The sequence below is a fragment of the Actinomadura physcomitrii genome (assembly GCF_008923205.2).
GTDB classification, from domain to species: Bacteria; Actinomycetota; Actinomycetes; order Streptosporangiales; family Streptosporangiaceae; genus Spirillospora; species Spirillospora physcomitrii.
In genome coordinates this window covers 12,803-26,865 of sequence record NZ_WBMS02000034.1, presented here as the reverse complement: position 1 = coordinate 26,865, position 14,063 = coordinate 12,803, and the positions used below count along the sequence as shown (strand labels likewise).

Here is a 14,063-nt window from a genome sequence, read left to right as displayed (position 1 = left end):
GGGCGACGTGTTCTCCGGCGGGCCGGGGCTGCGATACTGGCGGCGATGTATCGACTCCTGTTCTCACTGGTCATCGCCCGGATCGACGCTGAGGCCGCGCACCACCTGACACTGCGGGCGCTGCGCGCGATCCAGGCCGTCCCGGGGGCGGCGCCGCTCCTGCGGCGGGTCCTCGCACCGCGTGACCCGGCGCTCGCCGTGCACGCGCTCGGCCTGGACTTCCCGAGCCCGCTCGGCCTCGCCGCCGGGTTCGACAAGGACGCCGTCGCCTACAAGGCGCTCGGCGCGTTCGGGTTCGGCCACGTCGAGATCGGCACCGTGACCGGGCGGCCCCAGCCCGGCAACCCGCGGCCCCGGCTGTTCCGCCTCGTCCGCGACCGGGCGGTCATCAACCGGATGGGGTTCAACAACGCCGGCTCAGAGGCCGCCGCCGATCGGCTGCGGAACCGCCGTCCCGGGACGATCGTCGGGGTCAACATCGGCAAGACCAAGGTCGTCCCGGAGGCCGAGGCCGCCGCCGACTACGTCGCGAGCACCGAACGGCTCGCCCCCTACGCCGACTACCTCGTGGTCAACGTCAGCTCCCCGAACACGCCGGGGCTGCGGAACCTGCAGGCCGTCGAGCACCTGCGGCCGCTGCTCAGCGCCGTCCGCGAGGCCGCCGACCGGTCCGCGCCGCGCCGCGTCCCGCTGCTGGTCAAGATCGCGCCGGACCTCGCCGACGACGACGTCGACGCGGTCGCCGACCTCGCCCTCGACCTCGGCCTGGACGGGATCATCGCCACCAACACCACGATCGAGCGGGCCGGCCTGCGCGGCGACGCCGCGCTCGCGAAGGAGACCGGCGGGCTGTCCGGCGCGCCGCTGAAGGACCGCTCCCTGGACGTCCTGCGCCGGCTGCGCGCCCGGGCCGGCGACCGGCTCGTCCTGGTCTCGGTCGGCGGTGTCGAGGACGCCGGCGACGTGTGGGAGCGGATCCGCGCCGGCGCGACCCTCGTCCAGGGCTACACCGGGATGATCTACGGCGGCCCGCTCTGGGCCCGCCGCGTCCACCGCGACCTGGCGGCCCGCCTGAAGGGCAGCGCGTTCCCCACCCTCGCCGCCGCACGCCACCACTCCTGAGCCGCGGCACGCCGCCGTTTCGCGGCGGCGGGTGAGCGCGGCACGCCGCGACGCAACGGAGATCGGCGCTTTGCCGTGAGCTGGGCATCGCGCGGGCACGAGTGCAGGTATGCCCGGCGACCTGGTGCCCCGCACGACCCTGCTCGTCCGCATCGGCGCCGCGCTCGCCATTGCGCTCCCCGCGGTCGTGACACGGGTCGCCGGTTTGCACCCGTCCGCCGTCGCCGCCGCGGTGATCTACGGCGCCGGGGTGCTGGCCGCCGCCGTCCTGCTGATGTGGGCGGCCGAGACGGCCCGCGCCGACATGTCCGGCGCGCTCGCGCTGGCGCTGCTCGCCCTCATCGCGGTACTCCCCGAGTACGCGGTCGACGTGTACTACGCGTACGCGGCCGGCACGAAACCGCAGTACGCGGGCTATGCGGCGGCGAACATGACGGGCGCGAACCGGCTCCTCGTCGGCGTCGGATGGGCGCTGGTCGTGCTGGCGTTCACACTCGGCGTCCGCCGGACGGCCCGGAGCGGCAGACGGGGCGGGCGGCACGGCAGGCGGCGGGCACTGCCGCGCGGCGAGAAGCGCGACGTGCGGCTCACCCCGCACCACCGCACCGAGCTGGGCTTCCTCGCGCTCGCGACCGTGCTCGGCTTCGTCCCTGCGCTCACCGCCGAGATCGGGTGGTACATCGCGATCGTCCTCATCGGCGTGTACATCGTCTACCTCGGGCGGATCGCCCGGGGCGGCGGCGAGGACGTGGAGGACCTCGCCGGGGTGCCCGCGCGGCTCGTCACGCTGCCGCGCCGGATGCGCCGCACCGCCACCGCCGCCGGGTTCGCGATCGGCGCGGTGCTGGTGTTCATCTCCGCCGAACCGTTCGCGAACGCGCTGGTGGACGCCGGGTCCGCGCTCGGCATCGACGAGTTCCTGCTGGTGCAGTGGCTCGCGCCGCTCGCGTCCGAGGCCCCGGAGCTGATCGTCGCGGTGGTGTTCGCGTGGCGGCTGCGGGACGCCGACGCGATGGGCGCGCTGCTGTCCAGCAAGGTCAACCAGTGGACGCTGCTGATCGGCAGCCTGCCCCTGGCCTACAAGGCGGGCGGCGGCGCCTGGTCGCTGCCGCTGGACTCGCGGCAGGTGGAGGAGGTGCTGCTGACCGCGTCGCAGACCGTCCTCGGCCTCGGCCTGCTCATCGACCTGGTGCTGCGGCGATGGGAGGCCGCGCTGCTGTTCGTGCTGTTCGTGATCCAGTTCGCGCTGCCGGGCGAGCAGGCCCGGCTGGTGCTCTCCGGGATCTACCTCGCGGTCGGCTTCACCGTCCTGATCAACCGGTACCGCGATCTCGGCCGCGCGATGGAGGCCGTCTTCCGCCGCTAGCCCGCCGGTCAGGCCGGTTCGAAGAAGCCGTCGGCGATCAGTTCGGGCAGGACGGCCTCGGCGTGCGCCCGGACCTGGTCCGCGTCCATGCCGGTGAGCTGGGCGATCGCGGCGAGCAGCCGGTCGAGCGGGACGGTGCCGTCGCAGACCCCGGCGAGCGCCGCCTCGACCGTGCCGACGCCGGCGGCCCGGCGCAGCCGCGCCGTCTGCCGCAGCACGATCCGCTCCGGGTCCTCGGCGCCCGGCGCGCCGTGCTGTTCCTGGACGAGCCCGGCCGCCGCCCGCAAGCGCGATCCACAGCCTGTGGAAAACTTTTCGGCGTTCCCGAACCCGTCCAGGATGCTTTCCACATAGGCGCCGACCGGCTGGTCGACGGCCTGCCGCAGCTCCTCGATCCGGACGGCCGGGCGCTCGCTGCGGCGCAACGTGATCCACCCGAAGCCGATGCCCGTGACGCCCTGCCGCTCGAAGTGGCCGAGCCACGCGTCGTAGCGCGCCCGGTATTCGGGCGTCCCCGCCTCGCACGAGTCGCGCAGCCACAACTCGGCGTACTCGGCGGGGTCCTGGACGTCCCGCTGGACGATCCACGCGTCGCACCCGGCCGTCCACGCGCCGACGCGCTCCTCCCACGGGACGCCCTCGACGTGCAGCCAGTTGGCCAGGAGCTGGCAGTATCCGCCGTCCTCCAGCATCTCCGGCGCCGCTCCGACGAGCCGCCGGCAGAAGTCGTCGCCCGGCAACCCGGACTCCCGGTAGGTGAACCGCCGGTCGCCGGGCGGCGCGACCACGAACGGCGGGTTCGACACGATCAGGTCGAAGCGGCGGCCCCGCACGGGCTCCAGGAGCGAGCCCTCCAGCAGCTCGACGCCGTCCATTCCGGACAGCTCGAAACTCATCGCGGCGAGCTCCAGCGCGCGCGGGTTCACGTCCGTCGCGGTGATCCGGCCGGGGCGCAGCCGGTCGTGCAGATGCACCGCCTGGACCCCGCATCCGGTGCCGAGGTCGAGCACGTTATCCACAGGCCTGTGGACGACGAGGCGGGCCAGATTCCCCGACGCGCCGCCCGTCCCCACGACGTGTCCGGGCGCCGGGACCGTCCCGGAGCCGGGCCGCACCTTCAGGTCGGAGACGGCGTATCCCGCGTGCCCCTCGCCGCTCACCGACTCCAGCGGCTCGACGTGCAGCAGCGGCCGTACCTGCGCACCGGACGGCTCGGCCAGCCCCGCCGCGACCAGGTCGCGGCCGTCCAGGCCCGCGGCGTCGAGGGCGGCCGCGTCCACCGGAACCTGCAGCCAGAACAGCCGGGTCAGCAGCTCCAGCGGCGACCCGCCGCCCGTGGCCCGCAGCGCCGGGACGATCTCGTCGCGCGCCAGCGCACCGCCCGCGACCGGCCCGAGCAGCTCGCGCACCGCGCCGACGGTGTAGCCGGCGTCCTCGAACGCGGCACGGACGCGGCGCAGCGGCTCCCGAAGATCACGCATCCGCCCATCCTGCCCGACCGCCGCCCTCCGGCACGCCGGTGCGCGCCCGCCGACCGGTTCGGCCGCCGGTCAGGACAGGTAGTTCTCGAAGCCCTTCGCGAGGGACTCCGCCATGCGCTGCCGGAACGAGGCGCTGGTCATCTTGGCCGCGTCGCCCTTGTTGCGCATGTTGCCGCACTCGATGAAGACCTTCGGGACCGTCGACATGTTCAGCCCGCCGAGGTCGCTGCGCTTGTCGATGGCCTTCTTGCCCAGGTAGGTGGAGTAGGCGATGCCGGTGCCGGAGTGGTAGGCGTCGCGCAGCGCCGTGCCCAGCTCGGCGGACGGCGCGACGATCTTCGCGTTCTTCCCGACGGCGAGGGGCTCGATGATGTGGAACCCGTGCCCGGACGCGGCGGCGCCGTCGCCGTGGATGGAGATCGCGGCGTCCGCGTGCGCCTCGTTGCCGATCGCCGCCCGCTGGTTCACGCACGGCCCGACGCTCGTGTCGTTCTTGCGGGTCAGCGTCACCTTCGCGCCCTCGGCCCGCAGGATCTTCGCCAGCCGGTTCGACACGTCCCAGGTGAAGGCGTGCTCGGAGTAGCCGGAGACGGTGTCGGTGCCGGTGGTGTCGCACTCCTTGGTGCCGTTGCCGACGTACACCTGCTTGGCGATCTCGCGCGGATGGGAGGCGTTGCCGCCGTTGTGGCCGGGGTCGATGACGACGACCTTGCCCGCCAGCGGGCGCCCGCCGGACCCCTTGGGCGAGGCGGGGCCGCCCGCCGAGGTGCCCTTCGTCGCTCCCGCCGTCGGCGGCTCGGCGGTGTCACCGGCCGGCGACGCCTTCCCTCCGGACGACCCGCCGCACGCGGCGAGCGCGCCGAGGCACAGCGCGAGACCGGCGACCGCTGGGCCGCCTCGTTGGATGCGCACAGGCCGTCCTCCGTGATGACTCCGTTACCGACCCTGACAGTCTGCACACGCGCGGGAGTTCGTCAAACGAAGTCGGTGAAACGGGTACGGCGAGTCCCGGCCGTACCCGGTCAACGGGGACGGCCGTACAGGGCCGGTATGCGACGCGACCGGCCCGGAGTGGCAGGCCCTGTCAGAGGAGCGGGTCTTCCTTGCCCAGCAGCGCCGCCAGCGCGCGCGCCTCGTCCGCGTCCAGGCCGAGGACCACGCGGGGGCGCCCCCAGGGGTGGTCGATCGAATGAGCGACGTAGCTGGCGACCGACTCCGAGACCTGCTCGGCCAGGCCGCGCGCGTGCCGCCACTGCGACCACGCCTGCTCCAGTTCGCTCGCCGCACGCTGCGCGCACGACACCAGTTCCGGATCACGCACGAGCTGAACCCCCTTGGGTGAACACGACCCTTGCCCGTCCGCCCGGCCGTGCGGACGGCTCCATACCGGAGCCGCCCGCACGCCACGCCGAGCGGTGAGTCCATTAAGGCGCCGGAAAGCGCACGCGGACCGGTGAATGCGGCAGGCTTGGCCAGCCCCTTACCCGCGCCACACCACTTCGAGACTCGCCGGGCCGTCCAGAGCCGCGGGCCGGGCGCGCGGGAGCGCCCGAAGCACGTGCGAGGGGAGCGCCCGCGAGCATCGTGGGGAGACCCGGGCGAGCGCGAAGGGAACCGGCGGGCAGTGCGAGGGGAGCACCCGCGGGCCGCGGCCGCGCAGGACGGCGGGGGCCGCGGCTAGACGGCGGGGACGGGGCCGGTCGTCGACCGGATCACCAGGTGCGGGACGACGAGGTTCTGCTTCGCGGCCCGGGACGGGTCGCCGATCCGCGCGGTCAGCAGCTCCGCGGCCACCCTCCCCATGTCCCGGCGCGGCTGGTCGACGCTGGTCAATGAGATGTGCCGGATCGCGGCGAGATGCGTGTTGTCGTAGCCGACGATCGACAGCTGCTCGGGCACCGGCATGTCCAGCTCGTCCGCCGCCGACAGCGCGCCGGTCGCGACCAGGTCGTTCGGCGCGAAGATCGCGGTGGGCCGGTGCTCGCGGCGCAGCAGCTCGCGGGCCGCCCGGTAGCCGCCGTCCTCGGTGAAGTCGCCGGGCTCGACGACGATCTCGTCGCTCAGCCCGTGCCGGTGCATCGCCTTCTCGTACCCGGCCCGCCGGTACCGCGCGGTCGTCGAGCGCGTCCCCTCGATGTGCGCGATCCGCCGGTGCCCCAGGCCGACCAGGTGGTCGACGGCCAGGCTCGCGCCCAGCTCGTCGTCGTCCACCACGATGTCGACCCCGACGACGTCGCGCTCGCCGACGACCACCACCGGGACGCTCGCCGCGGCCTCCTTCAGCGACTCCGGGACGACGCTGAGCAGGACCAGGCCGTCCACCCGCATCTCCAGAAACGCCTCCACGGCCTCCGCCTCGAACAGCGGGTCCCACCGGCCGCTGCCGACCAGCATCCGCAGCCCGGCGCCGTGCAGGCTCTCCTGCAGGCCGTCCAGGAACTCGGCGAAGAACGGGTTGTGCAGGTCGGCGACGATCGCGCCGATCAGCCGGGTGCGGCCCTCGACGAGGCTGCGCGCCACCGCGTTCGGCCGGTAGCCGAGCTCCCGGGCCGCCTGCAGCACCGCCTGCCTGCGCCGCTCGCTCACGTGCGGTGACCCCCGCATCACCAGCGAGACGAGCGACTTGGAGACGCCGGCCCGCTCGGCGACGTTGCGGATGGTCGGTTTCGGCGCGGGCACCGGCCTCCCCTCGTCGCCGCGCGCCGCGGGGGCGGGCTCGCGCGGCGGGGGCACCGCGCCCCCTCCCACCACGGGCGTCTCGTGCGGGGGGCTTGCTTCACCAGCTGACATGGCACTCCGTCCAGGGGGGCCTAGGCATGCCTCAAAGGGTCTTGGCGGCACCTGCCGCGGCGGCGCGCCGCAGGGGCCGGCACGCCTCCTGCGCCGCGGAGGAGATGCCATGATGCCCCTCCTTCGCCCCGAATCGTCGCAACAGTGAGTAACGGGCATACGACAATGGCAGTTGCGGCCTGTGGTGTTCCGGATCACAACGGTGTCGGCGGGCGATCACGACCCGGTGAAGAGCCCGCTGCGCCCGGCGCGACCGGGACCCGCCCGCGCCGCCCTCGGATACGCTGCCCACGTGGCAGAACGTGCGGTGGCCGGCGGTAAGGCGCGGAGCCGGCAGGGCGGCGGGCAAGGACGCCGCAGGCTCAGCGTGGACGAACGGCGAGAGGAACTGATCCAGGCGGCGCTGCAGCTGTTCAGCACCCGCTCGCCCGAGGACATCTCGATCGACGACGTCGCGGCCGCCGCGGGCGCCTCGCGCGCGCTGGTGTACCACTACTTCGGCGGCAAGTACGAGCTGTACCTCGCGGCGCTCGGCAGCGCCGCCAAGCAGCTGTCGGTCCTGCTGGAGCCGCCGGCGGAGGGCAAGCCGCTGGAGCGGCTGCGGGTGTCGCTGGAGCGTTACTTCGACTTCGTGGAGAGCCACGCGGCCGGTTACACCGCGCTGCTGCGCGGCGGGCCCGCGGACCGGTCCGGCGAGGTCGGGGAGATCGTCGACGGGATCCGGCAGCTGCTGCTGGACCGGATCCTGCACTCGCTGGACGTGCGGACGCCGCCGCCGATCCTGCGCATCACGCTGCGCTCGTGGATGGCGTCGGTGGAGACCGCGGGCCTGGACTGGCTGGACAACCGCGACGTGACCCGCCCCGAGCTGGAGGCGCTCGTGGTGGATCAGCTGGTGGTGATGCTGCACGTCGCCGGCAAGCACGACCCGTCGACCGCTGCCCTGTTCGACCGTCTCGCCCAGGAAGAGTTGAGCGTCTGACCGCCGGCCCGTTCTGCCGCTCCGGGAAGACCCGGTGACCTGATCCGGTCACGCGCGCGGTCGGCCGGAGCCGCCGTGCGAGCCGCCGCCCGGCCCGATCATCCGCGCGGGCGCGTCGGCCGGCCGGTGGGACGACGGAAGGCGAACCCCTGGCCCGGACGTGAATCCTCGGCCCGGAGGCGAGCGCCCTCAGCCCGGAGGCCGGTCCTCGGCCCGGAGGCCGATAAGGACCGTCCCGCTCGCCGGTTGCGAGCGGGACGTCCAGACCGGACGGTGATCGGTCCGGGACCGCGATTCTCGGATGACCGTGGTCCCGGCCCGTTCGTCCAGGAGGCCGCTGCGGCTTCCCCGCGCGCAATCGGCGTGCGAGGTCGTCCAGGGGCCTCCTGACCGCCCCCCCATGTGTTCGGCCGGGTGCTTCCGGCAGGGCTCGGACCGAGCCCGGCCGGCCGGAGCGGCTACTCCGACCGCTGCTGCGGGATGCCCGCCAGCAGCGCGCGCACCTCCGCCTCGCGGTAGCGCCGATGCCCCCCGAGCGTGCGGATGGACGTGAGCTTTCCCGCCTTCGCCCACCGCGTGACGGTCTTGGGGTCGACGCGGAACATCGTCGCCACCTCCGCCGGCGTCAACAGGGGCTCGGCCTCTGGCGTACGTGCTGACATGTTTGCGGCCTCTCCTCCGTGGACCGATGACAGCGATCCTGCGATTGATCCTCGCGCGGTCACTGATGTCCCCTATGGCCCGAAAGAGCCACTATGACATCACAACGTGTAACCTTGCCACCACTCAGCGCAACAAGCAAGTTCCTGGCGGTAGTTGCGTGCAAACATCCCCGCCGAGGCCGGGAGCTGCGCGTGTCCGGTGATGACTGGGTCACGCTGTGTGATTCTAGCGACACGTATAGTCGTATCGCGCGCGGATTCGGGAAATTTGTTTTAGTTCGCCGATTCGAGGGCCCGCACGGGCCTCCAGCGCGCGAGGAGACGCTTGTACATCGCCACGGTCAGCTCGACCTCACCGCGCTCCATCCCGGTGAGCGCGACGGCCATCTCGGCGACCGACTCGTCCCCCTGCAGCGTCCGGTCGTCCAGCAGGTGGACCAGGCCGCCGTAGTCCAGCTCCACCAGCGCCCGGGGATGGAACTCCCCGAGCCACCGGGCGAGCGTGTCCAGGCGGCCCGCCGACAGCAGGAAGACCTCTCCCGACCCGTCGCCGAGGTTCTCGCGCACCACCGGGAGGGCGGCGGCGACGCGGCGGCGCGCCTCACCCATCGAGGTGACGTAGATGAGGGTACGCGCAGGAGCCGCCGTAGCAGGGCCATGACCTGCATGTTCTTCGGGCGCGTCGGCCGCCCGGCCGTCCGCGGCGGCGTATCCGGTGCTCGGCGCGCCCAGCATCAGGCACCGCTCGCCGCGGGCGAACGGCACGAACCAGTCCAGCGGGACGTGCCAGGTACTGGTCAGGATGTGCGGCCGCAGCGGGCGGCCGGCCCGCTTCCACTGCTCGAACTGGCGCGTGACGCGCTCGGCCTGCGGCGGCGGGACGAACGCGGCGGCGAGCGCCGCCGCGTGCTCGCCGCGGAACCGCTCGAACGCCAGCCAGGACCGCAGCCGCGTCTCCCACGGGGAGACGTAGATCGTGTCGTCGACGCGCCGGACGTAGGCGTCCCGGCTCTCCCGGTCCGGCGCGACCTCCGGCGGCGCGCTGACAACGCGGCGCGCCGCGTCGCGGTGCTCGGCGCCGAGCGCGTGGATCCGGCGGGGCCGCCGCCTGGAGTCGGCATAGGCCGTCCACAGGGTCCGCGCGGGCTCCGGGAAGGCGGTCACCGGTTCATATATCCGTAGGTACGCCGCGTACGGAAACACAACCGCATCGTTACATGAGACCGGACGAACGCTGCCGCGAACACGCCATACCGCGCCCCTTAGTCTGATCTGCAGACAGAGAGGAGGGCACTACCGTGCCTAATGTCTTCGGGTCGCCCCACAAGGGCACAGAGCCCCGACACGAGCAGGTCGTCTTCTGCCAGGACGAGGCCAGCGGCCTGCGCGCGATCATCGCGATCTACTCCACCGCGCTCGGCCCCTCGCTGGGCGGCACCCGCTTCTACCCGTACGGGTCGGAGGACGAGGCGCTCGCCGACGTGCTGAACCTGTCCCGCGGCATGGCCTACAAGAACGCCATGGCGGGCCTCGACCTCGGCGGCGGCAAGGCCGTCATCATCGGCGACCCCGCCAAGGACAAGTCCGAGGCGCTGCTTCGGGCGTACGGGCGGTTCGTCCAGTCGCTGAACGGCCGCTACTACACGGCGTGCGACGTCGGTACGTACAGCGAGGACATGGACGTGGTGGCGCGGGAGTGCCGGTTCGTCACCGGGCGGACGGTCGCGCACGGCGGCGCCGGGGATTCGTCCATCCTGACCGCGTACGGCGTGTTCCAGGGCATGCGGGCCGCGGCGGAGACGGTGTGGGGCACCCCGTCCCTGCGCGGCCGGAGGGTCGGCGTGGAGGGCGTCGGGAAGGTCGGCCACAGGCTGGTGGAGCACCTGCGCGAGGACGGCGCGGACGTCGTCGTCTGCGACGTGAGCGAGGCGGCGGTGGAGCGCGTGCAGGCGCTGCACCCCGAGGTGGACGTCGTCGCGGACAAGGACGAGATGGTCCGCACGGAGCTGGACGTGTACGCACCGTGCGCGCTGGGCGGCTCCCTCAACGACGATACGGTGCCGGTGCTGTCGGCGAAGGTCGTCTGCGGCGCGGCCAACAACCAGCTCGCCCACTCCGGCATCGAGAAGCGCCTCGCCGACCGGGACGTGCTGTACGCCCCCGACTACGTGGTGAACTCGGGCGGCGTGATCCAGGTCGCGGACGAGATCGAGGGCTTCGACTTCGACCGGGCCAAGGCGCGCGCGTCGAAGATCTACGACACGACCCGGAAGATCTTCGCGCTGGCCGCCGACGAGGGCGTCCCGCCGGCGGTGGCGGCCGACCGGCTCGCCGAGCGGCGGATGTCCGAGATCGGACGGCTGCGCGGCATTCTCCTCTGAGCGGACGGCGTCGCCGACCGTCACTGACGTCACCGACCGTCACTGACCGCGCGGACCGCCGCGGACGCCGGATGTCCGGTTCCGCGGCGGTCGTCACATTTCTACCAATAGCTCCCGCCCTGGTGCGCGCGTCGCGGGGCCCCGCACACCGCCCTGCGGGGCCGCCCTGACCACCGGATACACTGGAGCGAGCAGCAACAAGAGCGCCGCCACGTACCGTCGATGTACCGAGCCGGGCGCAAAACGGGTACGGTTGTACCCGTGACTGACGCATGGCTCATCAGGCACCGGTTCGTGTGGTACACGCGCGCGTTGATGGGCCCACGAAAGCCCTGACCATCGAGGGGGTCGAGCCAATGGGTCGCGGCCGAGCCAAGGCCAAGCAGGTGAAGGTTGCCCGCCAGCTCAAGTACAACAGCGGCAACACGGACCTCGACCGCCTGAAGCACGAACTCGGAGTCAACGACTCCGGCGACGACTCCTACGACGAGCTCGCCGAGAAGTACGCGGACTACGCCGATGACTACGGGACCGAGGACCGCAAGGACGGCACCTCCGGTTGACCGGCTGACAACACGCCACTGCCCGCTCGCGCGGGCGGTGGCGTTTGTCACGAGCGGCCGCGTGCGAGGCTGAGAGCCGCCAGGGGTCGCGTTCCGCGCCTCCGGCACATCAGCGGGCACGCGAGCCTCTCAGCCGTCCCAGCGTCGCGCTCAGCGCCGTACCGCCCCATTCGGGCATCGGACGGGACGGAACAGACGATCAAGGACGAACGGCCGGCACGGACGGCTCAGGCGAGCACGGCCTGCCCGGTCCCCTCGGTGATCTCGCCCAGGGCCCACGCGGGCACGCCGCGCGCCGCCAGCAGCCGCAGCGCCTCGTCGGCGGCCTCCGCGGCGACGATGGCGGCCATGCCGACGCCCAGGTTGAACGTCTTGTCCATCTCCGCCTGCGGCACGTCGCCGTGGCCCTGCAGGACCCGGAACACCGCGGGCACCTCCCACGACGAGCGGCGCAGCGCCGCGTCCGCGGTCGGCGGCAGGGACCGCGCCAGGTTCGCCGCGAGCCCCCCGCCCGTGATGTGGGCGAACGCGCGCACTCCCCCGGCCCGGGTCAGGGCGAGGCAGTCCTGCGCGTAGATGCGGGTCGGGGTGAGGAGTTCCTCACCCAGCGGCCGGCCCAGTTCCACCGGCTGCGCCTCCAGGGCGAGGTCGGTCGTGGCCAGGATGTGGCGCACGAGCGAGTACCCGTTGGAGTGGATACCGGACGACGCCATCGCGATGACCGCGTCCCCAGGGCGGACACGGTCCGGCCCTAGCAGCTCCCCGGCCTCCACCACGCCCGTCCCGGCGCCGGCGATGTCGAACTCGTCCGCCTCCAGCAGGCCCGGGTGCTCGGCGGTCTCGCCGCCGACCAGCGCGCAGCCCGCCAGGGCGCAGCCGTCCGCGATGCCGCCGACGATGTCGGCGATGCGTTCCGGCACGACCTTGCCGCAGGCGATGTAGTCCGTCATGAACAGCGGTTCGGCGCCGCATACGGCGAGGTCGTCGATGACCATGCCGACGAGGTCGTGCCCCACCGTGTCGTAGACGCCGAGGCGCCGCGCCAGGTCGACCTTGGTGCCGACGCCGTCCGTGGACGTCGCCAGCAGGGGCCGCTTGTAGCGCAAAAGGGCGGACGCGTCGAAGAGCCCCGCGAAGCCGCTGGCGTCGTCGACGACCTCGGGACGCCGCGCGCGCGCCACCCGCGACTTCATCAGCTCCACGGCGCGCTCGCCCGCCGCTATGTCCACACCGGCGGCCTCGTACGAGGTCATCGGGTGGCCTCCAGCAGGTGCTTGCCGCGGGCGGCGTCCTCCACCGGGATGGGGTAGACGCCGTCGAAGCAGGCCCGGCACAGGTTGTCCTTGGGGATCCGCGACGCGGAGATCAGCTCGTCCAGCGAGATGTAGCCGAGCGTGTCGGCGCCGATCGAGTCGCGGATCTCCTCCACCGACAGGTTCCCGGCGATCAGCTCGGCCCGGGTGGCGAAGTCGATGCCGTAGAAGCACGGCCACGACACGGGCGGGCTGGAGATGCGCACGTGCACCTCCCTGGCGCCCGCGTCCCGCAGCATCCCCACGATCGCCCGCTGGGTGTTGCCGCGGACGATCGAGTCGTCCACCACCACCAGGCGCTTGCCCTCGATCGCCTCGCGCAGCGGGTTCAGCTTGAGCCGGATGCCGAGCTGGCGGATCGTCTGCGACGGCTGGATGAACGTCCGGCCGACGTAGGAGTTCTTCACCAGGCCCTGGCCGTAGGGGATCCCGGACGCCTCGGCGTAGCCGATCGCGGCCGGGGTGCCCGACTCCGGCGTCGGGATCACCAGGTCGGCCTCGACCGGGTGCTCGCGGGCCAGCCGGCGGCCGACCTCGACCCGCGTCGCCTGGACGCTGCGCCCGGCGATCGCGGTGTCCGGCCTGGCCAGGTACACGTACTCGAACAGGCAGCCCTTCGGGCGCGGCTCGGCGAACCGCTCGGAGCGCACGCCGCCGCCGTCGATCGCGATCAGCTCGCCGGGCTCGATCTCCCGGACGAACCGGGCGCCGACGATGTCGAGACCGGCGGTCTCGGACGCGACGACCCAGCCGCCGTCCTCCAGCGAGCCCAGCACCAGCGGCCGGATCCCCTCCGGGTCGCGGGCCGCGTACAGGACGCCCTCGTCCATGAAGACCAGGGAGTACGCGCCGCGGGTGACCGGGAGGATCTCCCGCGCCGCCGCGAGCGGGCCGCCCGCGCGGGTGGCCAGCAGCGCGGTCAGGACCTCGGTGTCGCTGGTGGCGGTCAGCACGCCGGGCTCCAGCCGCGCGGCCAGGTCCGGCGTGTTGATCAAGTTGCCGTTGTGCACCAGCGCCAACCCGCCCGTGTCGGTCGAGCGGAATGTGGGCTGGGCGTTCTCCCACGTCGGCGAGCCGGTCGTGGAGTAGCGGCAGTGGCCCACGGCGATGTGGCCGCGCAGGGTGTTCAGCACCGACTCGTCGAAGACCTGGGCGACCAGGCCCATGTCCTTGTAGACGACGATCCGGGAGCCGTCGCTTACCGCGATGCCCGCCGACTCCTGCCCGCGGTGCTGGAGCGCGTACAGGCCGTAGTAGGTGAGCTTGCTCACTTCCGCCTTCGGCGCCTGGTCCGCGGGGACCCAGACGCCGAACACGCCGCAGGCGTCCTGCGGGGGGCGGTCGGAGGGATCGATGTCGTGGCTCAGACGTCCGTCACGGAGAGGCACACCAGCCAGTCTAGA

Annotated in this window: 13 protein-coding genes; 5 read left to right on the top strand and 8 right to left on the bottom strand. The window is 72.9% G+C overall.

Features of this window, described 5'->3' with window-relative positions:
* The first annotated feature begins 45 nt into the window (after nucleotides 1-45).
* Together F8568_RS33030 and F8568_RS33025 are read left to right on the top strand one after the other, a co-directional pair.
* Nucleotides 46-1,122: a quinone-dependent dihydroorotate dehydrogenase gene (locus F8568_RS33030; protein WP_151597615.1), complete on the top strand. Its 1,077-nt coding sequence runs from the start codon at nucleotides 46-48 to the stop codon at nucleotides 1,120-1,122.
* A 109-nt stretch (nucleotides 1,123-1,231) separates the two neighbouring features.
* The gene (locus tag F8568_RS33025) at nucleotides 1,232-2,488 is read left to right on the top strand and encodes a sodium:proton exchanger (protein ID WP_151597614.1); all 1,257 of its coding nucleotides are present in this window, start codon (nucleotides 1,232-1,234) and stop codon (nucleotides 2,486-2,488) included.
* An 8-nt stretch (nucleotides 2,489-2,496) separates the two neighbouring features.
* On the opposite strand, the gene F8568_RS33020 is transcribed toward F8568_RS33025, so the two are convergent.
* From F8568_RS33020 to F8568_RS33005, 4 genes are all read right to left on the bottom strand, one after another.
* Complete coding sequence (locus F8568_RS33020) at nucleotides 2,497-3,969, bottom strand: DUF7059 domain-containing protein (protein ID WP_151597613.1); 1,473 nt, start codon at nucleotides 3,967-3,969, stop codon at nucleotides 2,497-2,499.
* 69 nt (nucleotides 3,970-4,038) lie between these two features.
* Complete coding sequence (locus F8568_RS33015) at nucleotides 4,039-4,881, bottom strand: N-acetylmuramoyl-L-alanine amidase (protein WP_328601132.1); 843 nt, start codon at nucleotides 4,879-4,881, stop codon at nucleotides 4,039-4,041.
* Nucleotides 4,882-5,053: 172 nt separating this feature from the next.
* Entirely contained in the window at nucleotides 5,054-5,290 is a 237-nt protein-coding gene (locus F8568_RS33010) for a hypothetical protein (protein ID WP_151542608.1), read from the bottom strand.
* A 356-nt stretch (nucleotides 5,291-5,646) separates the two neighbouring features.
* Nucleotides 5,647-6,648: a LacI family DNA-binding transcriptional regulator gene (locus F8568_RS33005; RefSeq protein ID WP_151597692.1), complete on the bottom strand. Its 1,002-nt coding sequence runs from the start codon at nucleotides 6,646-6,648 to the stop codon at nucleotides 5,647-5,649.
* A 403-nt stretch (nucleotides 6,649-7,051) separates the two neighbouring features.
* On the opposite strand from F8568_RS33005, the gene F8568_RS33000 reads away from it, so the two are divergent.
* Nucleotides 7,052-7,741, top strand: a complete 690-nt coding sequence (locus F8568_RS33000; protein ID WP_328601130.1) for a TetR/AcrR family transcriptional regulator — start codon at nucleotides 7,052-7,054, stop codon at nucleotides 7,739-7,741.
* A gap of 458 nt (nucleotides 7,742-8,199) precedes the next feature.
* On the opposite strand, the gene bldC is transcribed toward F8568_RS33000, so the two are convergent.
* Together bldC and F8568_RS32990 are read right to left on the bottom strand one after the other, a co-directional pair.
* Nucleotides 8,200-8,403 carry a developmental transcriptional regulator BldC gene (gene bldC / locus F8568_RS32995; protein WP_012850682.1) on the bottom strand — a complete coding sequence of 68 codons (204 nt, stop codon included), beginning with the start codon at nucleotides 8,401-8,403 and terminating at the stop codon, nucleotides 8,200-8,202.
* A gap of 273 nt (nucleotides 8,404-8,676) precedes the next feature.
* The gene (locus F8568_RS32990; RefSeq protein ID WP_328601129.1) at nucleotides 8,677-9,567 is read right to left on the bottom strand and encodes a hypothetical protein; all 891 of its coding nucleotides are present in this window, start codon (nucleotides 9,565-9,567) and stop codon (nucleotides 8,677-8,679) included.
* A gap of 134 nt (nucleotides 9,568-9,701) precedes the next feature.
* On the opposite strand from F8568_RS32990, the gene F8568_RS32985 reads away from it, so the two are divergent.
* Nucleotides 9,702-10,784 carry a Leu/Phe/Val dehydrogenase gene (locus F8568_RS32985; RefSeq protein WP_151597611.1) on the top strand — a complete coding sequence of 361 codons (1,083 nt, stop codon included), beginning with the start codon at nucleotides 9,702-9,704 and terminating at the stop codon, nucleotides 10,782-10,784.
* Between the two features lie 356 nt (nucleotides 10,785-11,140).
* Nucleotides 11,141-11,347 (top strand): DUF3073 domain-containing protein, encoded by a 207-nt coding sequence (locus F8568_RS32980; protein WP_151597610.1) that lies wholly within the window; start codon nucleotides 11,141-11,143, stop codon nucleotides 11,345-11,347.
* A 227-nt stretch (nucleotides 11,348-11,574) separates the two neighbouring features.
* On the opposite strand, the gene purM is transcribed toward F8568_RS32980, so the two are convergent.
* Both purM and purF read right to left on the bottom strand, forming a co-directional pair.
* Entirely contained in the window at nucleotides 11,575-12,600 is a 1,026-nt protein-coding gene (purM, locus tag F8568_RS32975; protein WP_151597609.1) for a phosphoribosylformylglycinamidine cyclo-ligase, read from the bottom strand.
* Nucleotides 12,597-14,048, bottom strand: a complete 1,452-nt coding sequence (gene purF / locus F8568_RS32970) for an amidophosphoribosyltransferase (RefSeq protein ID WP_151597608.1) — start codon at nucleotides 14,046-14,048, stop codon at nucleotides 12,597-12,599. The genes purM and purF overlap by 4 nt, the downstream gene beginning before the upstream one ends.
* Between the last annotated feature and the right edge of the window lie 15 nt (nucleotides 14,049-14,063).